Source organism: Limnohabitans sp. TS-CS-82 (genome assembly GCF_002943475.1).
Genome location: NZ_PTQX01000001.1, coordinates 890,761 through 916,610, shown reverse-complemented (window position 1 = coordinate 916,610; position 25,850 = coordinate 890,761). Strand labels below are relative to the sequence as shown.

Annotated in this window: 18 protein-coding genes and 1 riboswitch; of the genes, 14 read left to right on the top strand and 4 right to left on the bottom strand. The window is 56.9% G+C overall.

The features are described 5' to 3' along the window. Window positions 1–96 precede the first annotated feature (96 nt). The 8 genes from C5F52_RS04430 (at window position 97) to C5F52_RS04395 (ending at window position 9,031) form a co-directional block, all read left to right on the top strand. Window positions 97–1,719: a carboxyl transferase domain-containing protein gene (locus tag C5F52_RS04430; RefSeq protein ID WP_104797069.1), complete on the top strand. Its 1,623-nt coding sequence runs from the start codon at window positions 97–99 to the stop codon at window positions 1,717–1,719. 12 nt (window positions 1,720–1,731) lie between these two features. Next, window positions 1,732–2,526 (top strand): enoyl-CoA hydratase/isomerase family protein, encoded by a 795-nt coding sequence (locus C5F52_RS04425; protein WP_104797068.1) that lies wholly within the window; start codon window positions 1,732–1,734, stop codon window positions 2,524–2,526. 67 nt (window positions 2,527–2,593) lie between these two features. Then, a complete protein-coding gene (locus tag C5F52_RS04420) occupies window positions 2,594–4,633 on the top strand; it encodes an acetyl/propionyl/methylcrotonyl-CoA carboxylase subunit alpha (protein WP_104797067.1) in 2,040 nt (679 codons plus the stop codon). Between the two features lie 8 nt (window positions 4,634–4,641). Beyond that, window positions 4,642–5,550, top strand: a complete 909-nt coding sequence (locus C5F52_RS04415; protein ID WP_104797175.1) for a hydroxymethylglutaryl-CoA lyase — start codon at window positions 4,642–4,644, stop codon at window positions 5,548–5,550. A gap of 28 nt (window positions 5,551–5,578) precedes the next feature. Then, on the top strand, window positions 5,579–5,848 hold the full coding sequence (locus tag C5F52_RS04410) for a DUF1289 domain-containing protein (protein WP_104797174.1): 270 nt from the start codon (window positions 5,579–5,581) through the stop codon (window positions 5,846–5,848). Between the two features lie 46 nt (window positions 5,849–5,894). Further along, window positions 5,895–6,527 carry a 2-hydroxychromene-2-carboxylate isomerase gene (locus C5F52_RS04405; RefSeq protein WP_104797173.1) on the top strand — a complete coding sequence of 211 codons (633 nt, stop codon included), beginning with the start codon at window positions 5,895–5,897 and terminating at the stop codon, window positions 6,525–6,527. A 27-nt stretch (window positions 6,528–6,554) separates the two neighbouring features. Continuing rightward, window positions 6,555–8,375: a DUF294 nucleotidyltransferase-like domain-containing protein gene (locus C5F52_RS04400; protein WP_104797066.1), complete on the top strand. Its 1,821-nt coding sequence runs from the start codon at window positions 6,555–6,557 to the stop codon at window positions 8,373–8,375. Further along, window positions 8,375–9,031, top strand: a complete 657-nt coding sequence (locus C5F52_RS04395; RefSeq protein ID WP_104797065.1) for a 3'-5' exonuclease — start codon at window positions 8,375–8,377, stop codon at window positions 9,029–9,031. The genes C5F52_RS04400 and C5F52_RS04395 overlap by 1 nt, the downstream gene beginning before the upstream one ends. A 169-nt stretch (window positions 9,032–9,200) precedes the next feature. On the opposite strand, the gene C5F52_RS04390 is transcribed toward C5F52_RS04395, so the two are convergent. Together C5F52_RS04390 and C5F52_RS04385 are read right to left on the bottom strand one after the other, a co-directional pair. Continuing rightward, complete coding sequence (locus tag C5F52_RS04390) at window positions 9,201–10,994, bottom strand: cation acetate symporter (RefSeq protein WP_104797064.1); 1,794 nt, start codon at window positions 10,992–10,994, stop codon at window positions 9,201–9,203. Next, window positions 10,991–11,299: a DUF485 domain-containing protein gene (locus C5F52_RS04385; RefSeq protein ID WP_104797063.1), complete on the bottom strand. Its 309-nt coding sequence runs from the start codon at window positions 11,297–11,299 to the stop codon at window positions 10,991–10,993. Before C5F52_RS04385 ends, C5F52_RS04390 begins: the two co-directional genes overlap by 4 nt. A 392-nt stretch (window positions 11,300–11,691) precedes the next feature. On the opposite strand from C5F52_RS04385, the gene C5F52_RS04380 reads away from it, so the two are divergent. The 3 genes from C5F52_RS04380 to C5F52_RS04370 all read left to right on the top strand — a co-directional run bounded on the left by C5F52_RS04380 (window position 11,692) and on the right by C5F52_RS04370 (window position 19,608). Further along, on the top strand, window positions 11,692–13,350 hold the full coding sequence (locus C5F52_RS04380) for an MFS transporter (RefSeq protein WP_104797062.1): 1,659 nt from the start codon (window positions 11,692–11,694) through the stop codon (window positions 13,348–13,350). A gap of 86 nt (window positions 13,351–13,436) precedes the next feature. After that, a complete protein-coding gene (locus tag C5F52_RS04375) occupies window positions 13,437–13,619 on the top strand; it encodes a hypothetical protein (protein WP_104797061.1) in 183 nt (60 codons plus the stop codon). 178 nt (window positions 13,620–13,797) lie between these two features. Beyond that, window positions 13,798–19,608 carry an excinuclease ABC subunit UvrA gene (locus C5F52_RS04370; protein WP_104797060.1) on the top strand — a complete coding sequence of 1,937 codons (5,811 nt, stop codon included), beginning with the start codon at window positions 13,798–13,800 and terminating at the stop codon, window positions 19,606–19,608. Between the two features lie 254 nt (window positions 19,609–19,862). Here C5F52_RS04370 and C5F52_RS04365 read toward each other — a convergent pair whose 3' ends face one another. Next, window positions 19,863–21,494 (bottom strand): peptide chain release factor 3, encoded by a 1,632-nt coding sequence (locus C5F52_RS04365; RefSeq protein ID WP_104797059.1) that lies wholly within the window; start codon window positions 21,492–21,494, stop codon window positions 19,863–19,865. Between the two features lie 107 nt (window positions 21,495–21,601). After that, window positions 21,602–21,685: riboswitch (S-adenosyl-L-homocysteine riboswitch) on the top strand. A gap of 98 nt (window positions 21,686–21,783) precedes the next feature. Here C5F52_RS04365 and ahcY point away from each other — a divergent pair. From ahcY to metF, 3 genes are read left to right on the top strand one after another with little or no spacing between them, the layout of a single operon-like run. Further along, window positions 21,784–23,217, top strand: coding sequence for an adenosylhomocysteinase (gene ahcY, locus C5F52_RS04360; RefSeq protein WP_104797058.1), 1,434 nt, complete (start codon window positions 21,784–21,786; stop codon window positions 23,215–23,217). A 17-nt stretch (window positions 23,218–23,234) separates the two neighbouring features. Continuing rightward, window positions 23,235–23,990, top strand: a complete 756-nt coding sequence (locus C5F52_RS04355) for a TlyA family RNA methyltransferase (protein WP_104797057.1) — start codon at window positions 23,235–23,237, stop codon at window positions 23,988–23,990. Window positions 23,991–24,012: 22 nt separating this feature from the next. Further along, window positions 24,013–24,852 (top strand): methylenetetrahydrofolate reductase [NAD(P)H], encoded by an 840-nt coding sequence (gene metF, locus C5F52_RS04350; protein WP_104797172.1) that lies wholly within the window; start codon window positions 24,013–24,015, stop codon window positions 24,850–24,852. 69 nt (window positions 24,853–24,921) lie between these two features. Here metF and C5F52_RS04345 read toward each other — a convergent pair whose 3' ends face one another. Then, window positions 24,922–25,800 (bottom strand): 23S rRNA (adenine(2030)-N(6))-methyltransferase RlmJ, encoded by an 879-nt coding sequence (locus C5F52_RS04345; protein WP_104797056.1) that lies wholly within the window; start codon window positions 25,798–25,800, stop codon window positions 24,922–24,924. Window positions 25,801–25,850: the final 50 nt, after the last annotated feature.

Below are 25,850 nucleotides of genomic sequence, written 5' to 3'. Positions count from 1 at the left end.
GAAGCCTCATTGTGGCAGGATTTGCAACCCATCTGACGCATGACGTGGCCGCAAACGGCCTAAGCTTGGCCACAACGCCTTTTAAGGAAAAACACGATGACTGTTTTACATTCCCAGCTCAACCCACGCTCCGCCGACTTTGCCGCCAATGCCGCTGCCATGCGCACCGTGGTGGACGACCTCAAAGCCCATCTCGAAAAAATCGCCGTCGGTGGTGGCGAGGCTGCACGCGCCAAACACACCGCACGTGGCAAGCTGCTGCCCCGTGACCGTGTGCAAATGTTGCTCGACCCCGGTACGCCATTTTTAGAAGTGGCCCCACTCGCTGCGCTCAACATGTACAACAACGACGCACCGTGCGCTGGCTTGATCGTGGGCATCGGCCGCGTCAGCGGTGTGGACTGCATGATTGTGTGCAACGACGCCACCGTGAAAGGCGGCACGTATTACCCCCTCACGGTGAAGAAGCATTTGCGTGCGCAAGAAATTGCGCAGCAAAACAACTTGCCTTGCATTTACTTGGTGGACTCGGGCGGTGCTAACTTGCCCAACCAAGACGAGGTGTTCCCCGACCGCGACCACTTTGGCCGCATCTTCTTTAACCAAGCGAACATGAGCGCCCAAGGGTTGGCGCAAATCGCGGTGGTGATGGGTAGCTGCACGGCAGGTGGCGCGTATGTGCCAGCCATGAGCGATGAAACCATCATCGTGAAAAACCAAGGCACCATCTTTTTGGGCGGCCCACCTTTGGTGAAGGCGGCCACTGGCGAAGTGGTGACGGCCGAAGACCTAGGCGGTGGCGATGTGCACACCCGTCTGTCAGGTGTGGCCGACCATCTCGCGCAAAACGATGTGCATGCGCTGGCGCTGGCTCGCCAATGTGTGAAAAGCCTCAACGCACAAAAACAGCCCAACATCGCCACGCACGCACCTGTGCCGCCGAAGTACGACGCGCAAGAGTTGTATGGCGTCATTCCCACCGATGCATCAGGAGGGCAAAGCCGCAAGCCCTTTGACGTGCGCGAAATCATCGCGCGCATCGTGGATGGCAGCGAGTTCGACGAATTCAAAGCTCGGTTTGGAACGACCTTGGTGTGTGGCTTTGCCCGCATCGAAGGCATGCCCGTCGGGCTTATTGCCAACAACGGCATCTTGTTCAGCGAGTCCGCTTTGAAAGGCACACACTTCATCGAGCTGTGCTGCCAACGCAAAATCCCGCTCGTGTTTTTGCAAAACATCACTGGCTTCATGGTGGGCCGCAAGTACGAAAACGAAGGCATTGCACGCAACGGCGCCAAGATGGTCACGGCTGTGGCTACGGCGGCTGTACCCAAATTCACCGTCATCATTGGCGGCAGTTTTGGTGCAGGCAACTACGGCATGTGCGGCCGCGCTTTCAGCCCTCGCTTTTTGTGGATGTGGCCGAACGCGCGCATCTCGGTCATGGGCGGCGAGCAAGCGGCCAGCGTGTTGGCCACCGTCAAGCGCGATGGCATTGAAGGCAAAGGCGGTCAGTGGAGCGCCGAAGAAGAGCAAGCCTTCAAAGACCCGATTCGCCAACAGTACGAAGAGCAAGGCCACCCCTATTTCGCCACCGCGCGTTTGTGGGACGACGGTGTGATTGACCCTGCTGATACACGCCGCGTGTTGGCTCTGGGATTGAGCGCTTCATTGAATGCGCCCATCCCTGAGACCAAGTTTGGTTTGTTCCGCATGTGATGGGTGATTGACATGAACGCAACGACACCCACCGCACTGAGCATCACAACACAAGGTGCCATTCGCACCATCACCCTCAGCCGCCCCGACGTGCGTAACGCCTTCAACGACGAAGTGATTGCGGAGTTGAAAAATGCTTTCACAGCAGCAGGCCAAGCCACCGATGTGCGCTGCGTGGTGCTAGCCGCAGAAGGCCTTGCGTTTTGCGCAGGAGCAGATCTGAACTGGATGCGCCGCATGGCCGACTACACGCGCGACGAAAACCTCGCCGACGCAGGACAGCTGGCCGCTATGCTGCGTGCGATCTACGAATGCCCCAAGCCAACCATCGCCCGCGTACAAGGCGATGTGTTTGCGGGTGGCGTGGGTTTGGTCGCCGCGTGCGACATGGCGGTGAGCGTGGACACCGCCACCTACTGCCTGAGCGAGGTGAAGCTGGGGCTCATCCCCGCCACCATCAGCCCCTATGTGATTCGCGCCATGGGTGCGCGTGCGTCGCACCGCTACTTTTTAACGGCCGAGCGTTTCAGCGCGGCAGAGGCGCACCGCATTGGCTTGGTACACGAAGTGGTCGCAGCAGATGCACTGGACGCCAAAGTGGCCGAGCTGACCAGTGGCTTGGTCAGTGCCAGCCCCAACGCCGTGCGTGCCTGCAAACGCTTGGTGCAGGACGTGGCCGAGCGCGAGATTGATGACGCCTTGGTGGCGCACACCGTGGCGGGTATTGCTGATATTCGTTCCAGTGCTGAAGGCAAAGAGGGCGTGCAGTCCTTTTTGCAAAAGCGCAAGCCCAACTGGCTACTTTGACGTGACCTACATCGCTTGACCCTTCGCCATTTCATGCCTTGCCTTGAATTCAGAAAGACACACCGTCATGTTTAAAAAAATCCTCATCGCCAACCGTGGCGAAATCGCCTGCCGCGTTGCCGCTACCGCCCGCCGTATGGGCATCAAAACCGTGGCTGTGTATTCGGATGCCGACGCACAAGCCAAACATGTGCAGGTGTGCGACGAAGCCGTGCACATCGGTGGCAGCGCCCCCAAAGACAGCTACTTGCGCTGGGAGCGCATCTTGCAAGCGGCCAAAGACACAGGCGCACAAGCGGTGCATCCAGGCTACGGCTTTTTGAGTGAGAACGAAGACTTCGCCAAAGCATGTGCCGCCGCAGGCCTTGTGTTCATTGGCCCACCAGCCTCTGCCATTTTGGCGATGGGCTTGAAAGCCGAATCTAAACAGTTGATGGAAAAAGCAGGCGTGCCCTTGGTTCCCGGCTACCACGCGGCTGACCAAGACCCAGCGTTGCTGCAACGCGAAGCTGACCGCATTGGCTACCCCGCACTCATCAAAGCCAGCGCAGGTGGTGGTGGCAAAGGCATGCGCGTGGTCAACAGCAGCGCCGAGTTTGCTGATGCATTGGGCAGTTGCAAACGTGAAGCCATCAACAGCTTTGGCGATGACGCGGTGTTGATTGAGAAATACGTGCAACGCCCGCGCCACATCGAAATTCAAGTGTTTGGAGATACCCACGGCAACTGCGTGTATTTGTTTGAGCGCGATTGCTCTGTGCAGCGCCGCCACCAAAAAGTATTGGAAGAAGCGCCGGCGCCCGGCATGACCGAAGCCTTGCGCAAGCAAATGGGTGAAGCCGCTGTGGCTGCTGCAAAGGCAGTGAACTACGTGGGCGCAGGCACGGTGGAATTTATCGTGGAGCAAACCGCGTATGACAAGCCTGAATCGATGAAGTTTTTCTTCATGGAGATGAACACGCGCTTGCAGGTGGAGCACCCCGTGACCGAAGCCATCACCGGCCTCGACTTGGTGGAGTGGCAATTGCGCGTGGCCAGCGGCGAGCCGCTGCCTTTGCAGCAAAGCGATTTGCGCATTCACGGCCACGCCATCGAAGCGCGTATTTGTGCGGAGAACCCAGACAACAACTTCTTGCCAGCCACGGGTACGTTGGCGGTGTACCGCAAGCCCAAGTGCAGCAGCTTTGCGCTGCCCAGCGATGCGCATGCGGGCGTTCGCATTGACGACGGCGTGCGCGAAGGCGATAGCATCAGCCCGTTTTACGACTCGATGGTGGCCAAGCTCATCGTGCACGGCGATACGCGTGAGCAAGCGTTGGCGCGTTTGGACGAGGCGCTGTCACAAACCCGCATCGTTGGCTTGACCACCAATGTGCAGTTCTTGCGTCACATCATCCGCACCGATTCGTTCTCTACCGCCAAGCTCGACACCGCTTTGATTCAACGCGAAGAAAAAGCCTTGTTTGCGCAAGAGCCTTTGGGTCTCGCACTCACCGCGGCATCGGTGGTGGCCAATACCTTGCACCGCGAGCGGGCCTTGACAGGTAACGACCCGTTCAGCCGTCGCGATGGTTGGCGTGCGTATGGCGTGGCCACGCGCAACTTTGGCTTTGTGTTTCATGGCGCGTCTCACAATGCCGTGTTGACCTATGCCCATGACGGCAGCTTGCAGTTGAACGTGGCGGATGCCGATGGCGATGTGTCGGGCGTCTTGGCCTTCCGCGAAGACGGCGATGCCTTGCACATCAGCTTTGTGCAGCAGCAAGTCCGCGTGCAGGTGTTCCACGAAGCGCAAGGCCACGAAGATGTGGCCCATGTGTTTGCGCCCCAAGGCGCCACACGCATCACCATGGTCGACGCTTTGGCCCATGCCGGCGAAGCGCAAGAGGCCGGCGGCCGCTTGACAGCGCCCATGCCCGGCAAGGTGGTGTCGTTTGCGGTTGCCGCAGGTGACAAAGTCAAGGCCGGTCAGCCGTTGGCGGTCATGGAAGCGATGAAAATGGAGCACACCATCGCCGCACCAGCGGATGGTGAAGTGTTGGAACTGCTCTATGCGCCGGGTGACCAAGTGGCAGAAGGCGAAGAGCTTTTGAAATTGAAGGTTTAACCATGTCCATGAATTTGCCACGTCGCGTCAAGCTGATTGATGTCGGCCCCCGCGACGGTCTACAAAACGAAAAGCAGCCTGTGCCTGCTGCCGTCAAAGTCGAGCTGGTGCATCGCCTGCAAGCGGCGGGGCTGAAAGAGATTGAAGTCACCAGTTTTGTGTCGCCCAAATGGGTGCCGCAAATGGCCGATAACGCCGAGGTGATGGCTGGCATTCACCGCCAGCCCGGCGTGAGCTATTCGGTGCTCACGCCCAATTTGCAAGGCTTTGAGGCTGCGCTTAAAAGCAAGCCCGACGAAATCGTGGTGTTTGGCGCAGCCAGCGAAGCCTTCAGCCAAAAGAACATCAACTGCTCGATTGCCGAAAGCATTGAGCGATTCGCCCCTGTGGTCAAGGCCGCACGCGATGCCGGCATTGCCGTGCGTGGTGCGATGAGTTGCACCGTGGGCTGTCCCTACGAGGGCGACATTGCGCCAGAGCGTGTGGGTTACTTGGCGGGTTTGATGAAGAGCATTGGCATTCAACGCGTGGACGTGGCCGACACCATTGGCGTGGGCACACCGCGCAAGGTGCAGGCGGCCATGGAGGCCACGCTCAAGCACTATGCCCTCAACGATGTGTCGGGCCATTTCCACGACACCTATGGCCAAGCTTTGGCCAACACCTTGGCCGCCTTGCAAATGGGCGTGTGGAACTTCCAATCGTCTGTGGCCGGTTTGGGCGGCTGCCCGTATGCCAAAGGTGCCACCGGCAACGTGGCCACCGAAGACGTGGTCTACATGATGCACGGCATGGGCATCGAGACTGGCATTGACCTTGACAAGCTCATTGATGCGGGCGTGTTCATCAGCGAGGCTTTGGGCCGCAAGCCCAATTCCCTCGTGTCACGCGCGGTTTTGAACAAGCGCGGCGCTTGAGGTTTGACGTTCGCTGACAATGCACCCCATGTGTGGAAGCGAACTCACCCCCAAACCTCAAGGTCTCACGCCAGCGGATGTGCGCTTGGCAGCGCTTGCCAAGCGCGTGCTGCAAAGCGATGACGTACCGCCATCGCCTTGCATTTCGATTTGCCGCATGTCGGACGACACCACGTATTGCGAAGGTTGCTGGCGCACGCTAGACGAAATCGGCGGTTGGGGCCAGCGCAACGCCGACGACAAACGTGCCGTGTGGCAGCTGATTGGTGAACGTTTGGCAGCCCACCCGACAACATAAGTTGCCGTTGTGCTGTGGGGCTTTGAACACCTGAAAGATGTACGCCATGAAAACCATCACCTGCTACCTCGACTTCATCTCGCCTTACGCCTACCTCGCCTTTGAGGCCTTGCCCCAAAGTTTGATGGGCGTGAGCCACTGCATGGTTTACAAGCCTGTGTTGTTTGCGGCCATGCTCAAACATCACGGTCAACTCGGTCCGGCTGAAATTACAGGCAAGCGTGAGTGGACGTATCGACAAGTGGCGTGGCAAGCCAAGCAAATGGGCGTGACCTTGGACATGCCGCAGGCGCACCCGTTCAACCCACTGGCCTTGTTGCGCTTGGCCATTGCTTGCAGCGCTGAAGGCGAGCCCAACCGCTATGTGTGCGAAACCATTTTCAAACACGTGTGGCAGGGCGGTGCCGCGGCCGATGATGCGGCGCGTTTGCAAGCCCTCACGCAGCAGTTGGCGCCTCAGCGCTCGGTCGATGCGCCCGATGTGAAAGACCAGCTCAAAGCCAACACCGAAGAGGCCATCGCGCGTGGCGTGTTTGGCGTGCCGACTTTCTGTGTCGATGACAAAGTATTCTGGGGCTTGGATGCCTTGCCTATGATGCGGGCCTACCTTGATGGAGATCAATGGTTTGACCACGCCTGGGATGCCGCTGCAAGCATCCAGCAAGGCGTCAAGCGTTGAATCAGGGCATTGCCCTGACAATGCCTTATGCCCAACGCTTTTAACTTTTCTACATCCCCGTTTGACTGCTTAACGCCCGACCAACAGCGCCTGGTGCGCGACAGTGTGGACGTGGTCTATCACCCCGAAGGGGACGTGATTCTGGAGGTGGGCACCGCGCCCACGCACCTGTTTGTCATCATCAAAGGCTTTGTCACGCAGTACGACGGCGACGAAGTCATCACCACGTACGGGCCCGACGACACCTTTGATGGTCGCGGTTTGGTGGCGGGTAAAACCAGCGACAAATTTGTGGCGCAAGAAGAGGTGGTGGCCTATCAGTTGGCACGCAAAACCGTGACCGATTTGATTGCCAGCAACGCCACGTTTGGTGCCTTGCTGTTTTCGGACCTGAGCAACAAACTTACCGCGCTGTCGCAACGACAAAGCCAGCATGAGTTGCAGTCACTCACGCTGTCGCGGGTGGACGAAGCCTTTGTGCGCCCCGCCCACTTTGTGGAGATGGATGCCGATGTGGTGTCGGTAGTGAAGGTCATGCAAGCGCAACGCACCAAGTGTGTGTTGGTGCGCGACCGCAACGTCACGCCCGAGCGCGTGGGCGTGTTCACCGCCTCGACCTTGCAACGCGCCATCTTGAACGGTACGTCGCTAGAGCAGCAAAAAATAGGCGACCTCGCCAACTTCCAAATCGTTGCCGTGCGTCCGTCTGACCAAGTGGGCGATGCCTTGGCTCTGTTGCAACGTCACCGTGTGCACCGCTTGGTCGTGATGGATGACGACCATGTCGTGGGCGTGTTGGAAGCCTTGGATTTGTTCAGCTTCTTGTCCAACCACTCCCACCTCATCACGGTGCAGGTCGAGGCAGCCACAGACATCGACGGCTTGGCGCAAGCGGCTGCGCAAATCACCCGCATGGTCACCACGCTGTACCGCAGTGGCACGCGTGTGAGTTTGATTGCGCGTTTGGTGCAAGACCTGAACGCGCGTTTGTTTGAGCGTGCCTGGCAGCTGATAGCGCCCGCCGATTTGGTGGCGAATAGTTGCTTGTTTGTGATGGGCAGCGAAGGGCGTGGCGAGCAGTTGCTCAAGACCGACCAAGACAACGGCCTGATCTTGCGTGATGGCTACACGCCGCCCGACAACCTCGAGGCGATTTGCCAAGATTTCTCCAAAGCTTTGACGGCTTTTGGTTATCCCGAATGCCCAGGCCACATCATGGTGAATAACCCCATGTGGCGCAAGACTGCCTATGACTTTGGGCAGATGGTGAAGCAGTGGTTGCTCATGCCCGATGCCAACAGCTTGATGAATTTGGCCATCTTCTTGGATGCCCATGCCGTGTGCGGCGATGCGCATTTGTTGCAAGAGGCGCAGCTCGTGTTGCAACGCTTGGCCACAGATAACGATGCCATGTTGGCGCGCTTTGCCGCAGCGATTGACGCCTTTGGCAATAGCCAAGGCTGGTGGAACCGTTTGCTAGGGCTGGATGACCCACAAGGTTTGCATCTCAAGAAAGAGGGCATCTTTCCGTTGGTGCACGGCGTGCGCAGCTTGGCCTTGGCCGAGCATTTGCAAGAGACCAGCACCACGGCGCGCATCGAGACCTTGGTGGCGCGCAACGTCATCACACCGGCGCTGGGTGCTGACCTCACGCAGAGCTTGCATTTCTTGATGGGCTTGAAGCTCAAAGCCGGCGTGACTGAAATGGAAACGCAGCGCGAGGTGTCGGGCTTGGTCAACGTCGGCAAACTCTCGACCTTGGAGCGCGATTTGCTCAAAGACGCGTTGGGTGTGGTGAAGCATTTCAAAGCCTTGTTGCGCAGCCGATTCAAACTTGACACCCTGTGATGATTTCGTTTCTTTCTCCTTTGCAGTGGTGGCGCTCACTCAAGCGCGAGTGGTTGATTTATCACCTCGGTTTGCCTGAGTTTCGTTTCATGTTTGACGCCCCACCGCCCAATGAATGGGTGTCGTTGGACTGCGAAACCACGGGCTTGAACGTCAGCTCGGATGAAATTATTTCGATTGGCGCGGTGCGCATCGTGGGCAACAAAATCATGACCAGCGAACGCTTTGAAGTGTTGGTGCGTCCCGAGCGCGGCGTATCTGCTGACAGCGTGCGCATTCATCGTTTGCGAGGCCAAGATGTGGCCCAAGGTTTGCCCGCAGATGAAGCCATGAAGCAACTCATGCGCTTTATTGGTAGCCGTCCTTTGGTGGGCTACTTTTTAGAGTTTGATGTGGCCATGCTCAACCGCGCGATTTGGCCTCTCTTGGGGCAAGGCTTGCCACAGCCCAAGATCGAAGTCTCGGCGATGTACTACGACCACAAGTTTCGCCAGATGCTGCCTTATGAGCAGCAGACCAATCCCAATATCGATTTGCGTTTTGCCACGTTGATGTCGGATTTGGATTTGCCTGTGCGTGATGCGCACGATGCTTTGAATGACGCGGTGATGGCTGCCATGGCGTTCATTAAGTTGCGTCAACTGCGGGGCGGTTGATTTGTTGGCTTCCCTTCGTTGGCGCGCGAGGTGAGGTCGGCGAACACGGCTTACATCGCTGCGCGACGAATGGCGCCGTATAAGCAAAGAGAATCGACATAAAAAAACCGAGCACGCATGCTCGGTTTTCGTAAGGCCTGAGCCCCGAAGGGCTCAGTTGCAGAAGGTCTTAGTGACCCGATGCACCAGAAGCGCCGTAGCCAGTTTCCGAACGCACTTGTTGTGCGGCGAACGCTGCGCGCTCTTTCTTGGCTTGTTCGCTGTTGTCCAAGATGGAGAACAACCAGATGCCCACGAAGCCAATGGTCATAGAGAACAAGGCAGGTGAGGCATAAGGGAACCATGCTGAACCCTTGGGGTTGCCCAGTGCGGCTTCCCACACAGAAGGCGACACCACGGTCAAAGCCACAGAAGAGATCAGACCTAAGAAGCCACCGATGACGGCGCCTTTGGTCGTGCAGTCTTTCCACAGCACAGACATGAACAACACAGGGAAGTTAGCCGACGCGGCAATCGCGAAAGCCAAGGCCACCATGAAGGCGATGTTTTGCTTTTCAAACGCAATGCCCAACACCACAGCCACGACGCCGAGCGCCAAGGTGGTGATGCGAGACACGCGCAATTCAGACGCGCTGTCAGCGTTGCCCTTCTTGAACACCGTCGCGTACAAGTCGTGTGACACAGCAGATGCGCCAGACAAGGTCAAGCCAGCCACCACAGCCAAGATGGTTGCGAAGGCCACGGCAGAGATGAAGCCGAAGAACACGTCGCCGCCAACAGCCTTCGCCACCAGCACCGCCGCCATGTTGGCGCCACCGGCTTTGAGTTGTGCGTTCAATTCAGGGTTGGTGATCACCAAAGTGATGGCGCCGAAACCGATGATGAAAATCAACACGTAGAAGTAGCCAATCCATGTGGTTGCCCAGAACACAGATTTACGAGCTTCTTTGGCATCAGGCACCGTGAAGAAGCGCATCAAGATGTGTGGCAAACCAGCAGTACCGAACATCAAAGCCATACCGAAAGAAATGGCAGAGATCGGGTCCTTGATGAAGCCGCCTGGGCCCATGATGGACATGCCAACTTTGGCTGCGTCAGTTGCATTGGCTTTGTCCAACGCAGCAGAGGCAGCAGCAGCGGCTTCAGGTGTGGCAGCGGCAGCTGCAGAGGCGGTGGCCGCTGCAATGGCAGCTTCCTTGGCAACGCCAGCCAAAGCTGTTTTCACTTCAACGCCTTTGGCAAACAAAGCTTCAGGGCTGAAACCGAATTGCGCCAAGACCATGAAGGCCATGAAGGTCACACCGGCGAGCAGCATGATGGCTTTGATAATTTGCACCCATGTTGTGGCAGTCATGCCGCCGAACAACACGTACACCATCATCAATGCACCGACCAACACCACGGCGATCCAGTAGTCCAAACCGAACAACAGTTTGATCAATGAGCCCGCGCCCACCATTTGAGCGATCAAATAGAAAGCCACCACCACCAACGTGCCAGAGGCAGCAAAGGCGCGGATCGGGGTTTGAGCGAAGCGGTAGCCTGCCACGTCGGCAAACGTGAATTTGCCCAAGTTGCGCAGACGCTCAGCCATCAAGAAGGTGATCACAGGCCAGCCGACCAGAAAGCCGATGGAGTAGATCAAGCCGTCATAGCCCGATGCCATCACAGCAGCGGAAATGCCGAGGAACGAAGCGGCAGACATGTAGTCGCCCGCAATCGCCAAGCCGTTTTGGAAGCCCGTGATGCCGCCACCCGCTGTGTAGAAGTCAGCAGCAGATTTGGTTTTGGCAGCAGCCCATTTCGTGATGCCCAACGTGGCAATGACGAATGCGCCGAACATGACGATGGCAGTCCAGTTGGTGGCTTGCTTGGTGGTTTCACCCAGGTCAGCACCTGCTGCGAAGGCTGAGCCTGCCGCCAGCGCCAGACAAGCGCCTAAGAGTGTGGAGATTTTTTTCATTTGGTTGCGTCCTCCAAGATTTCCTTGGTCAACGTGTCGTATTCGCTGTTCGCGCGGTTCACATAGATGCCGGTGATCACGATGGTGAAAATGATCACGCCCATGCCCAATGGAATACCTACAGTGGTTACGCCTGCACCGATAGGTTGTGCGAGGAAAGGTTTGTTAAATGCAATCAATGCGATGTAGCCGTAGTACACGACCAACATCAACACGGCGAGGAACCAACCGAAGCCACCACGCTTGGCGCGCAGTTCTTTGTATTTCGGGTGGTTCTGGATCTTGTCGACCACTGGATCACTCATTGTTATCTTCCATTTGGGTTATAAAAAAACGCAAGAAGGATGCTTCCTTCGTTGACTTAGCCATTGTGTAGAAATGGACTGACCAAGCCCTTACGTGTCGTATGGATAAATGGGTGGCGACAGAGGAGAACACCTAAAGATAAATAATTTTTGTCGGTGTAAACCCTTACGCTATTTGGCGAGCAATTTTCGCTTTTAGGGCATGTTTTGGATTCGTATTTCGCATGTAGAAAAAACCGCAGAGGGTTTTTACTTGATTCGGCGATTTCTGCGTTTTTTGATCAGTGTGTGTCAGTGTTGATGCGTCAGAAATTGGTCAGTTTGCCCGCAGATAGTTGCCGCCACAGCCGCGCCTCAGGGGCTGCAATCAAAAGTCTAAGGAGACAAAAAATATGGCAACACTAGATGTAGATCGCCCGATGTCGGCGGAAGAGAAGAAGGTTATTTTTGCCTCTTCTCTGGGTACCGTTTTCGAGTGGTACGACTTTTACCTGTACGGTTCACTCGCTGCAATTATTGCGAAGCAATTCTTCAGCGGCTTGGATGAAGGCTCTGCGTTCATTTTCGCGTTGTTGGCGTTTGCTGCTGGCTTCATCGTGCGTCCTTTTGGCGCGATCTTCTTCGGCCGTTTGGGCGACATGATCGGCCGCAAGTACACCTTCTTGGTGACCATTCTGATCATGGGCTTGTCCACGTTCATCGTGGGTATCTTGCCTAACTACGCCAGCATTGGTGTGGCTGCTCCTGTGATCCTGATCTGCTTGCGTTTGCTGCAAGGTCTGGCTTTGGGCGGCGAGTACGGCGGCGCTGCTACATACGTTGCTGAGCACGCACCTCACGACAAGCGCGGTGCTTACACCTCTTGGATTCAAACCACTGCGACTCTGGGCTTGTTCCTGTCGTTGATGGTGATCTTGGGTACACGTACAGCCATCGGCGAAGAAGCATTTGCTGAGTGGGGCTGGCGTGTGCCGTTCATCGTGTCTATCGCTTTGTTGGCCGTGTCGGTCTACATCCGTTTGTCGATGAACGAGTCACCTGCTTTCGTGAAAATGAAGGCAGAAGGCAAAACTTCTAAGGCACCGTTGACCGAATCTTTCGGCCAATGGAAAAACCTGAAGATCGTGATCTTGGCCCTGATCGGTTTGACTGCAGGTCAAGCGGTGGTGTGGTACTCGGGTCAGTTCTACGCCTTGTTCTTCTTGACACAAGCGTTGAAAGTGGACGGCGCAACGGCCAACATCTTGGTGGCTGTGTCGTTGTTGATCGGTACGCCTTTCTTCATCATCTTCGGCTCGTTGTCTGACAAGATTGGCCGCAAGCCCATCATCATGTTGGGTTGCTTGCTGGCTGTGTTGACTTACTTCCCCGTGTTCGAAGCACTGACCAAGGCTGCTAACCCAGACTTGTACGCTGCACAACAAAAGAACAAAGTGGTTGTGACCGCTGATGCTGCTGAGTGTTCATTCCAGTTCAACCCCACAGGTACTGTGAAGTTCACCAGCTCTTGCGACATCGCGAAGCAAGTGTTGGCTGCTAGCTCTGTGAGCTACGAAAACGCTGCCGGTGCTGCTGGTACACCAGCCACCATCAAGATCGGTGAAGTTGAAATTGCCAGCTACACATCAAAAGGCCTGCCTGCTGATGAGTCAAAGGCTAAAGCTGCTGAGTTCAAGAAAGCCGTGGCCGAAGCTTTGAAAGCTGCTGGTTACCCAGCCAAAGCTGATCCAGCCAAAGTGGACAAAGTCAAGATCACCATCATCCTCACTTACTTGGTGATTTTGGTGACCATGGTTTACGGTCCTATCGCTGCGATGTTGGTGGAAATGTTCCCAACACGTATCCGTTACACCTCTATGTCTCTGCCTTATCACATCGGTAACGGCTGGTTCGGCGGCTTGCTGCCCACCACAGCCTTTGCGATCGTGGCGCAGACCGGCAATATGTACAACGGCTTGTGGTACCCCATCATCATCGCTGGTATGACCTTCGTCATTGGCATGATCTTTGTGAAAGAAACCAAAGACGTCGACATCTACGCTGACGACTAAGCCAATGTAAGCAACCTAGGGAGACCTAGGTGCTACATTCAAGCCCTCCCTGGTGGAGGGCTTTTTACTGATTTCGGAGATTTGATATGTTGAAAATTTTTGTGGGTTTCGTCATCTTCGCGGCACTGGCCATGTTCGTCATTTTCAAAGGTGGCGACAGCTTGGACATGGGCGGAGAGAAGCACGGCGACGAGGCGATCCATGCGCCTGCTGAGGCTGCATCTGTTGCGGCCTCTGGTGCGTCTGCCGACGCTTCTGCTGCCAAGTAATTTTTCGTTACTTTGCTCAGTCAAAACGCCACGGCTGGTCCGTGGCGTTTTGCTTGGTGTTGACCTGTGGGGCACTCAAAGATTGATGGATTGAATGCTTAAGACTGGCAATGCCCCGATGCAGAGCAGGACCCGTGTGAATCCCTAGAATATTGGCCACACTTCAAAAGGTCCCGCCATGACAGGCACCATCCGCATTCGTGGCGCACGCCAACACAACCTCAAAAACTTAGACCTCGACATTCGCACCGGCGAGCTCACGGTGGTTACCGGCCCCAGTGGTTCGGGCAAGTCAAGTTTGGTGTTTGACACCTTGTACGCCGAAGGCCAGCGTCGCTATGTGGAAACCTTCAGCGCCTACGCTCGCCAGTTCTTAGACCGCATGGACCGTCCTGCCGTCGATAAGGTGGAAGGCGTCCCCCCCGCAATTGCGATTGACCAAACCAACCCCGTGCGCAGCTCGCGCTCCACCGTGGGCACGATGACCGAGCTGAACGACCACTTGAAGTTGCTCATCGCACGCGCCGGCAATTTGTTTGACCGTCAAACCGCGCAGCCCGTGCAGCACGACACGCCGCAAACCATTTATGCCGAGCTGCAGCGCCGCTGCGCTGCGCTGCCGCAAGACCCGCGCCTCATCATGACCTTCCCTGTGGAGTTGCCCGCCAACACCACAGCGGCCGAAGTGGAGCAGTGGCTCAGTGCGAGCGGCTTTACCCGTATTCACGCTGAGCGCGAAGTGGCCACTCCCACTGGCCCACGCAAATTGCTAGATGTGGTGGCCGACCGCTTCAAGCTGGGTAACACCGAACAAGCCCGTGTGGTGGAAGCGATTGAGCTGGCCATCAAACGCGGCGGTGGCCGATTGAATGTGTATTGGTCCTTGGACGCAGAAGCCACACCTGAACTTTGGCGCTTCTCCACGGGCTTGCATTGCCCTGACAGCGATCTGCGCTACAGCGACCCCATCCCCTCAATGTTTTCGTTCAACTCTGCCGTGGGTGCCTGCGAAACCTGCCGAGGTTTTGGCCGCGTCATTGGCGTGGACTACGGGCTGGTGATACCCAATGACAAGCTCACCTTGCGCGCAGGCGCGATCAAAACCATCCAAACCCCAGCATGGGTGGAGACGCAAGAAGACCTCATGCGCCACGCCGAAGCCGAAGGCATTCCGCGCGACACACCTTGGTACAAACTGAGCCAAGAGCACAAAGACTGGGTGATCAATGGATCACCTTTGTGGAAAGGCAAGTGGAACCACCAGTGGTATGGCGTCAAACGCTTCTTTGAATATTTGGAGAGCAAGTCGTACAAGATGCACATCCGCGTGCTGCTGTCTAAGTACCGCAGCTACACGCCGTGCGGCACTTGTACTGGCGCACGTCTGAAAACAGACAGCTTGCTGTGGCGCATCGGTACCAAAGCACATGCCGACGCCGTGCTGCCCCCCGCCAAACGCTTCATGCCGCAAGGCGTGCAATGGACCCGAGCCCAACTCGAAGCCATGCCCGGTTTGTGTCTGCATGACTTGATGCTCTTGCCCATCGACAAGTTGCACCAATTTTTTAATGCCACTCAGGTGGATGTGGCAGGCGCAGACGCGCAAGCCTTGCACTTGCTGATGGATGAAATTCGCACGCGCTTGAAATACCTCAGCGATGTGGGCATTGGCTACCTCACCCTTGACCGCCAAAGCCGCACGCTCAGCGGCGGCGAGGTGCAACGCATCAACCTCACCACGGCGCTCGGCACCTCGTTGGTCAACACCTTGTTTGTGTTGGACGAGCCCAGCATCGGCCTGCACCCACGCGACATGAATCGCATCAACGAAGCCATGCTGCGCCTGCGCAACGCGGGCAACACGCTGGTAGTGGTGGAGCACGACCCTGCGGTGATGATGTGTGCCGACCGCATCATCGACATGGGCCCCGGCCCCGGCGTGAAGGGCGGGCAGATTGTGTTTGACGGCACGACCGAAGCTTTGAAGTCGGCCGACACACTCACGGGCGCGTACTTAGGCGCACGCAAAACCATTGGTTTGGGCTTGAAACGTTTGGTGACTGACAACACGCCACGCTTGATTCTCGAAGGTGCGCGCGAACATAACCTGCAAAACCTGAGCATCGAATTTCCCCTGCAGCGCTTGGTGTGTATCACCGGTGTCAGCGGTTCGGGCAAGTCCACGCTTATTCAAGACGTGCTCACGCCTGCCTTGTTGCGTCACTATGGCCGCGCGACAGAAACACCAGGCGCACACGACCGTTTGCTAGGTGCAGACTACTTGAGCGATGTGGTGTTTGTGGACCAGTCGCCCATTGGTAAAACTGCACGTTCTAACCCCGCAAGTTATGTGGGCGCATGGGATGCAGTACGAGAAATATTCGCTGTAGCTCCTTTATCTAAACAGCGAGGCTACACAGCATCGAAATTCAGCTTCAACAGCGGCGATGGCCGTTGCCCCACCTGCGGTGGCTCGGGCTTTGAACACGTAGAAATGCAGTTCCTGAGCGACGTCTACCTTCGCTGCCAAGATTGCAACGGCCAACGTTACCGCCCAGAAATCCTAGAAGTCCGCATCGAACGCCAAATTCGTGGCGTGGCTGCGGGGGCGGCGGCGCAGCGACATTCTGAGCGAAGCGAAGAGGAGCAAGACGTTGCCCCCGCAGTCACGACACGAATCACCCTCAACGTAGCAGACGTGTTGGAACTCACAGTTGGGGAGGCGCTGGAGATTTTTGCGGGAGATCGTGAGGTCGTGCGTACGTTGCAACCGATCGTCGATGTGGGATTGGACTACGTGAAGCTGGGGCAGCCAGTGCCCACACTCAGCGGCGGAGAAGCGCAACGATTGAAGCTAGCAGGCTTCTTGGCCGAGGCCGCCAAAGCCAAAACATCGAGCCGCCAATCGCTCGCCAAAAAAGGCGTGCTGTTCTTGTTCGACGAACCTACTACCGGCCTGCACTTTGACGACATCGCCAAACTCATGCGCGCCATGCGCCGCTTGTTGGAAGACGGTAATTCGCTCATCGTCATTGAGCACAACCTCGACGTCATTCGTGCCAGCGATTGGTTGATTGACCTCGGGCCCGAGGGCGGCGATGCCGGTGGTTTGTTGGTCGCTGAAGGCACACCAGAAGACGTGCGCTTGCACCCCACCTCCCACACAGGCAAAGCCCTGCGCGATTACGCAGCGTCAATGGGTGTGGTGTACGAAATTGATGGCGAAAAAGCTTCTGCTGGTCTGTTGGCTGCTGAAGACACGGCAAGGTTTGCAAAGGCTGCGCGTGGTGTTTCAATTGCCGATGGCGCGATTCAAATCATCAACGCCAAAGAGCACAACCTCAAAAACCTGAGCGTGAATATTCCACGCGGCAAGTTCAACGTCATCACGGGCGTATCGGGTTCAGGTAAGTCCACGCTCGCGTTTGACATTTTGTTCAACGAGGGGCAGCGCCGTTATTTGGAGAGTCTCAACGCCTATGCGCGCAGCATCGTGCAGCCCGCAGGTCGCCCCGAGGTGGATGCGGTGTATGGCATTCCGCCTACGGTGGCGATTGAGCAGCGCCTCAGCCGTGGTGGCCGCAAGTCCACCGTGGGTACGACCACCGAGGTGTGGCACTTCTTGCGCTTGCTGTACGTCAAGCTTGGCACACAGCATTGCACGCACGATGGTGCGGCGGTGCAGCCGCAAACTGCCGAGCGCATTGCAGCGCAGCTGATGCGCGAGTTCAAGGGTCAACACATTGGCCTTATGAGCCCTTTGGTGATGAACCGCAAAGGTGTCTACACCGAGCTGGCCGATTGGGCGCGTCCGCGTGGCTACACGCACTTGCGTGTGGATGGCCACTTTTTGCCGACCAACGGCTTCCCACGTTTGGACCGTTTCAAAGAGCACACCATTGAATTGCCAGTGGCAAGCCTTGAGGTGTCCGCGCAAAGTGAAGCGGCATTGCGTCAAGCACTGACGACTGCGCTAGAACATGGCAAAGGCGTGGTGCATGTGCTGAGTCAGTTGGACGGACTGCGTGAAGCGATGGAGGCCGGCACGGACACCAACAGCATTGGCCGCTTGGATGTGTATTCCACCAAGCGCGCCTGCCCCGTGTGTGACACCTCGTATGCCGAGCTAGATCCGCGCTTGTTCTCGTACAACAGCAAACACGGCTGGTGCCCCGACTGCGTGGGCACGGGCGTGAAGCTCAACAAAGACCAGCGCAAAGTGCTTGATGACTCAGTGCGCGATGACAAAGACAAAGGTCGCGAGCAAACTTTTGCCGAGCCCGATGTAGATGACTTGGTGGACGTGGCTTGCCCAAGTTGCGAAGGCACACGTTTGAATGCCACTGCTCGCGCAGTGAAATTTGCGGGCGTCGGTATCACCGACATCGCCCGCTTGAGCGTGACTGAGATTCGCAAGTGGGTGGAGAAGTTGGCAATGACGGGCCGCGATGCCGACATAGCCCGCGACCTCTTGCCAGAAATCAAGAGCCGTTTGGAGTTCTTAGAGCAAGTGGGCTTGAACTACCTCACCCTTGACCGTGGTGCGCCCACGCTCAGTGGCGGTGAAGCGCAACGCATTCGCTTGGCTGCGCAACTCGGTAGTAATTTGCAAGGCGTTTGTTATGTGTTGGACGAGCCCACGATTGGCCTGCATGCGCGTGACAACCAAATTTTGTTGAACGCGCTGCATTTGCTCAGCGACAAGGGCAACACGCTGGTGGTGGTGGAGCACGACGAAGACACCATTCGCCGAGCGGACCACATCATTGACATTGGGCCTAGCGCAGGTAAGCGCGGCGGGCGATTGATGGGCGAGGGCTCGGTGAAAGACATCACCGATCAAGCGGAGTCGCAAACGGGGCGTTACTTGTTGCATGCGATGCGGCATCCGTTGCAGGCGCGTCGTGCAGTGGCTGGCGCCGAGTTGAATTGGCTGTCGCTTGAAGGGGCATCGCTGCATAACTTGAGCGATGTGAGTGTGTCGATTCCGCTCAAACGTTTGGTAGCAGTGACGGGTGTGTCTGGCTCGGGTAAGTCCACGATTGCACGCGACGTGTTGTTGCACAACGTGGCAGCAGCCGTGGCGCAGCGTTCTACACAGGCGGGGCGCAAGTTGGATGAAGAAGGTACGCATCCTGCTTGGTTGGGATGCACAGGGCTCGACGGCTACCAAACCATCGACCGCGTGTTGGAAGTGGATCAAACGCCGATTGGCAAAACGCCGCGTTCATGCCCAGCGACCTACATTGGTTTTTGGGACACGATTCGCAAACTGTTTGCGGAAACACTCGAGGCCAAAGCACGCGGTTACGGCGCTGGGCGCTTTAGCTTTAACACCGGTGAAGGGCGCTGCCATACCTGCGAAGGCCAAGGCCTGCGCACGATTGAGATGAGCTTTTTGCCCGACGTGAAAGTGCCGTGCGAAACCTGTCGCGGCGCACGCTTCAACCCCGAAACCTTGGCGGTGAGCTGGCGCGGTAAGAGTATTGGCGATGTGTTGCAAATGGAAGTGGACGAAGCGGTGGAGTTCTTTGCCACCATGCCCAATATCGCGCACCCTTTGCAACTGCTCAAAGATGTGGGCTTGGGTTACCTCACGCTAGGTCAGCCGTCACCCACGCTCAGCGGCGGTGAAGCGCAGCGCATCAAGCTGGTGACGGAGCTGAGCAAAGTGCGTGACGACGTGACGCGCCGAGGCAACAAAGCGCCGCACACGCTGTATGTGTTGGATGAGCCAACGGTGGGCCTGCACATGGCCGACGTGGATAAGCTCATTCGTGTGCTGCACCGTTTGGTAGATGGCGGTCACAGTGTGGTGGTGATTGAGCACGACCTCGACGTGATTGCCGAAGCCGACTGGATCATTGACCTTGGGCCTGAGGGCGGTGATGGCGGCGGCTTGATCGTGGCGGCTGATACGCCTGAAGCGGTGGTGGCGTTGGGGACGCACACGGGGGTTGCTTTGAAGCCGGTGTTGGCTCGTACGTAACGATTTTTTGTTGCGCTACGTGTTGGGTTCGCCTTGTTTCGTTGGCGTGGCTGCGTGCTGCGGGATAAGCCTAGGCTCCTCTTCGCTTCGCTCAGAATGTCGCTACGGCTTATCCCGCAGCACTTGTTTGTGTGCGGATCACTTCGCTCCCGAATCTGATGCGTGCAACGCGAAGAGAGGCTCAGTGGTGTTGCCCGTAGCGACATTCTGAGCGCAGCGAAGAGGAGCCTAGGGCAATGCCACTGGGCCTCTCTTCACCCCGCAGTAGAAAGCGCAAGTCCAGCGTGCTCACGCAAAGGATGGAAATGAATCTTAGGAAAGCGTTCCTGCGCCAACCGCACGTCATAAGGTGACGTGCACAAATACGCCAAAGTGTTGGCCGCATCCAAAGCCATGCGCTGTGGATACGCATAGTTGAACTCACGCAGCTCAGCCGGAGTGTCCGCAGTAATCCAACGCGCGCCGGTGTACTGGCAGCTCTCTAGCTTCACATCACAGTCATACTCTGCTTTCAAACGGTGCTGCACCACTTCAAACTGCAACTGACCCACGGCGCCCAGCAGCATCGCGCCGCCTGCTTCGGGCTTGAACACCTGAATCGCGCCTTCTTCACCCAACTGGTCCAAGCCCTGTTGCAGTTGCTTGGTGCGCAATGGGTTTTTCAAAATCACCGTCATGAACAACTCAGGTGCGAAGAAAGGCAAGCCTGTGAATTGCAAAGCGGGTCCGTCCGTGATGGTGTCACCCAGTTGCACACCACCGTGGGTGGTGAAGCCGATGATGTCACCGGCATACGCTTCTTCCACCGCTTCGCGGCGTTGCGACATGAAGGTCACCACGCTGGTGGGGCGCAGTTCTTTGGCGGTGCGCTGCACCTTGAGTTTCATGCCGGGGGTGAACTTGCCTGAGGCCACGCGCACAAAGGCAATGCGGTCGCGGTGGTTGGCGTCCATGTTGGCTTGCACCTTGAACACCACGCCTGCAAAACCTTCGTCTTCAGGTTGGATGGTTTTCTCCACTGCTTGCTTGTTCACAACAAGATGGCTCAAGCGAGGGCGAGGTGATGGTGCTAGGTCGACCAAGGCGTCAAGCACTTCCATCACACCAAAGTTGTTCACGCCCGAGCCAAAGAACACGGGGGTTTGTTTGCCCGCCAAGAAGGCTTCTTTGTCGAACTTGGGCGATGCGCCGGTGGCCAGTTCCATGCTTTCCATGGCGGCGGCCCATTCCAATCCAAAACGCTCAGCCAGCTTGGCTTGCTCGGTGAGTGGGTGTGTTTCAAAGTCTTGCGGCAAGCGCTCAGAGCCTGAATCAAACACGGTCATGGCTTGGGTGCGCAAGTTGATGATGCCGCCGAACAACTTGCCTTGGCCCACAGGCCATGTCATGGGCACGCAGGGCATGCCGAGTTCGCGCTCCACTTCGTCGAGGATGTCGAGTGGGTCGCGCACTTCGCGGTCCATCTTGTTCACAAACGTGATGATGGGCGTGTCACGCTGACGGCACACCTCAATCAAGCGGCGGGTTTGCGCTTCCACACCGTTGGCGGCATCAATCACCATCAGTGCCGAGTCCACGGCAGTCAGCACGCGGTAGGTGTCTTCCGAGAAGTCTTTGTGGCCGGGGGTGTCGAGCAGGTTGATGACGTGGTCGCGATAGAGCATCTGCATCACAGAAGAGGCCACCGAAATACCGCGTTGCTTTTCAATCTCCATCCAGTCCGACGTGGCGTGGCGGCTGGCTTTGCGGCCTTTGACGGCGCCCGCGATTTGAATCGCGCCCGAGAACAGCAACAGCTTTTCGGTCAGCGTGGTTTTACCCGCGTCAGGGTGAGAAATGATGGCAAAGGTGCGGCGGCGGCGCACTTCGTTCAGGAAAGAGCTCATGGGGTCACTATAAAAAGGGAGTGCCTAAAAACGGCAAATCAAGGCGGGAATCATAGCGCTGGGGCCGTGGCGAAGCAGGGGTTTTAGAAGTTCGTTTAAAATCATGACTATCCGAGGAGCGCTGCAGCCTGTCGGCCCGCAAGGGTCAAATTCACAGGTGAGGCTCGGACTGCCAACCGCGCTCACCCACTAGTCGATGTGAGGTGAGCTCCTCGAAGATTCCTTCGGACTCCCAGATGATGCTGACCGCGCGTCGCTAGTGGCTCTGCCAACTTTTGGAGTCTCTCAAATGAACGCTGTTCTTAAAACCAACGCCGCCGCTGATTACATCGTGGCCGATATGTCTTTGGCCGCTTGGGGCCGCAAAGAAATCAAAGTCGCCGAAACCGAAATGCCCGGTTTGATGGCCATTCGCGAAGAGTTCGCCAAAGCGCAGCCTTTGAAAGGCGCTCGCGTGACTGGTTCTTTGCACATGACCATCCAAACGGCTGTGTTGATCGAAACCTTGAAGTCTTTGGGCGCTGACGTGCGTTGGGCCTCTTGCAACATCTTCTCTACCCAAGACCACGCCGCTGCTGCCATCGCAGAAGCTGGCATTCCTGTGTTCGCCACCAAAGGCGAAACATTGGCTGAGTACTGGGATTACACCCACCGCATTTTTGAATTCGGCGCCAAAGGCACAGAAGGCGAAGGCCCCAACATGATCTTGGACGACGGCGGTGATGCCACGTTGTTGATGCACTTGGGCAAGCGCGCTGAAACCGACGCTTCGTTGATTGCCAACCCCACCAGCGAAGAAGAAACTTGTTTGTTCAACGCCATCAAAGCCAAATTGGCAGTAGACCCTACTTGGTACAGCCGCAAAGGTGCGCACATCATCGGCGTGACCGAAGAGACCACGACAGGCGTGTTGCGCCTGAACGAAATGGCCGCCAAGGGCACCCTGATGTTCCGCGCCATCAACGTGAACGATTCTGTGACCAAGAGCAAGTTTGACAACTTGTACGGCTGCCGCGAGTCTTTGGTGGACTCCATCAAGCGCGCCACCGACGTGATGATCGCTGGCAAAGTGGCTTGCGTGGCCGGTTACGGCGACGTGGGTAAAGGTTCTGCACAAGCCTTGCGCGCTTTGAGCGCCCAAGTGTGGGTGACCGAGATCGACCCGATCAACGCCTTGCAAGCTGCCATGGAAGGCTACAAAGTGGTCACCATGGAATATGCCGCTGACAAGTGCGACATCTTCGTGTCTGCCACCGGCAACAAGAACGTGATCCGCTACGAGCACATGGCCGCCATGAAAGACGAAGCCATCGTTTGCAACATCGGTCACTTCGACAACGAAATCGATGTGGCTTCATTGGAAAAGTGCAAGTGGGACGAGATCAAGCCTCAAGTCGACCACGTCATCTTCCCTGATGGCAAGAAGATCACCTTGTTGGCCAAAGGCCGTTTGGTGAACTTGGGTTGCGCCACTGGCCACCCTAGCTTTGTGATGAGCTCTAGCTTTGCAAACCAAACGATCGCTCAGATCGAGCTGTTCACCAAGCAAGACCAATACGAAGCAGGCAAGGTTTATGTGTTGCCTAAGCACCTCGACGAAAAAGTGGCGCGTTTGCACCTCAAGAAAGTCGGCGCCATGCTGACCGAGTTGAGCGACGAGCAAGCGGCTTACATCGGCGTGTCTAAGAACGGCCCTTACAAAGCCAACACTTACCGCTACTAAGCACTCGCATTTCATTGATGCGAGCCGACCAGCTACTCCTCGAACGTGGTTTAGCCGCTTCGCGCTCTCAAGCGCAGCGGCTGATTGCTGCGGGCGTGGAGTGGCGGTTGGGCACCAAGCCGTGGCAACGCGTGACCAAGAATGGGGACGAGTTGCCACTGCCTTGTGAAGTGCGTTTGCTAGATACCGCTGAGGCACGTTATGTGTCTCGCGGCGGTTTGAAGCTAGAAGGTGCGCTGCACAGCAGCGGCCTAACGGCTCAAGGTTTGCGTTGCCTCGATGTGGGGCAGAGCACCGGCGGCTTCACCGATTGCCTGCTGCAGCAAGGCGCTGCGCAAGTGGTGGGTTTGGATGTGGGGCATGGCCAGTTGCATCCACGTTTGCGCGACGATGCGCGTGTGGTGTGTGTCGAGCGCGTTAACGCCCGTGAGTTAGAAGTGAATGATGCGCGTGTACCCGATGTGGCCCTAGGATTTGATTTGGTGGTGGGTGATTTGTCTTTCATTTCGCTCACCCTTGTATTACCCGCGTTGCTGCCTTTGTTGAAAAAGGGTGGGGCGCTGCTGATGTTGGTCAAGCCGCAATTTGAATTGCAGCCCAGCGACATTGGCAAAGGCGGCTTGGTCAAAGACGAAGCCAGCTATGTGCAAGTGGAAGCGCGATTGCGCGAGGCTTGTGCAGCATCGAATTTAGATGTGTTGGGCTATTGGCCCAGCGCCATTGCCGGCGGCGATGGCAACAAAGAATTTTGGATTGGTGCGCGTCGTGCATGACGCGCCAACATGTGAGACAGATATGAACGCGAACAACAGCTTGAGCATTGAATTTTTCCCTCCCAAAACGCCAGAGGGTGCAGAGAAGTTGCGCGCGGTGCGTCAGGCGTTGTACCCACTCAAGCCTCAGTTTTGTTCAGTCACTTATGGCGCGGGCGGCTCGACCCAAGCCGGCACGATCTCAACCTTGAAAGAGATTTTGAGCGAAGGCATGGCCGCAGCTTCGCACTTCTCGTGCATTGGGGCCACGCGCGACAGCGTGCGCCAACAACTGGCCGAGTTCAAAGCCATGGGCGTGAAGCGTTTGGTGGCTTTGCGTGGCGATTTGCCCAGCGGCTACGGCGCGGGTGGTGAGTTTCAATACGCCAGCGATTTGGTGGCCTTCATTCGCGCTGAGACAGGTGATGACTTCAGCATTGAAGTGGCCGCCTACCCTGAGATTCACCCACAAGCCAAATCGGCCGAGGCAGATTTACAAGCTTTTGCCACCAAGGTGAAGGCGGGCGCGGACTCGGCCATCACGCAATACTTTTATAACAGCGATGCGTATTTCCGTTTTGTGGAAGATGCCGACAAGTTGGGCGTGCACATTCCTATCGTGCCGGGCATCATGCCCATCAGCAGCTCGTCTCAACTGCTGCGCTTCTCTGATGCGTGTGGCGCAGAAATCCCACGTTGGATCCGTTTGCGCTTGCAAGGTTACGGCGACGACATTGCGTCTATCAAAGCTTTTGGCTTGGAAGTCGTCACAGATTTGTGTGACCAGTTGCGTGCAGGCGGTGCGCCTGGGCTGCATTTCTACAGCATGAACCAAAGTGCAACGACTTTGGCCATTTGCAAAAATTTGGGTTTGAGCGCTTAACAAGCCCCAAGCCCCAAACGACAAGGCCTCGCATCGCGAGGCCTTTTTCATGTTCGCGAGGTTGGCCGCTTAGCCACCCGACTCCACAGCCCAGCCACGACCTGGGCCGCGTGCCAAGGTTTCTTCGATGACAGGCAATGCTTCGTTCAACAAAGGCTTGAGCGCGAAAGGTGGGTTGACGATGAACATGCCGCTGGCACTCAAGCCCGTGTCGTTGCCGCCGGTTTGGCGGCCAATCGCCAAGGTGGCGTGTAGCCATGGCTTTTTGACTTGGCTGCACAGGCCTTTGAGCTTGCGCGGCAAGTCGTGCGCTTCAGGGCGCGGCACGATGGGGTACCACACGATGTAGGTGCCGGTTGCAAAACGCTTCAAGCTGTCTTGAATGCAATCGAGCACGCGGTAGTAGTCGTTTTTGATTTCGTAGCTAGGGTCAATCAGCACGCAGGTGCGGCGTGAGCCAGCGCTTGAAACAGGCGGTGGCAACAAGGCCTTGAGCGACTCAAAACCATCTGCACGCATGACGCTGACGGTGCGACCTGCTTCTAGCTGCTGCACGTTGCCCACCAGCGATTTGTGGTCGGTGGGGTGCAATTCAAACAGCTTCAGGCGGTCACGCGCTTCGTGGCGCAACAGCTTGTGAATGATGAACGGCGAGCCAGGGTAAATCTTGCTGCTGCCTTTGGCGTTGAAGCCGGCCACCATTTCAAGATAGTCGGTCAAGGCGGCGGGGCCTTTGAGGTTGAGCAGCTTCAGCACGCCTTCGGCGGCTTCGCCGCTTTTCTCGGCATAGTCGCCGTCTAGGCGGTACAGGCCAGCGCCTGCGTGCGTGTCCACAAACTGAATGCCTGCGTCTTTTTGCATCAAATGCTTCAAAGTGGCAATCAAAGTGAGGTGTTTGAGGACGTCGGCGTGGTTTCCGGCGTGAAAAGCGTGGCGATAACTGAACATGGGCCGGATGGTAACCCGCCAAACCGCCTTGTTTTGGCCAGATTTGCGCT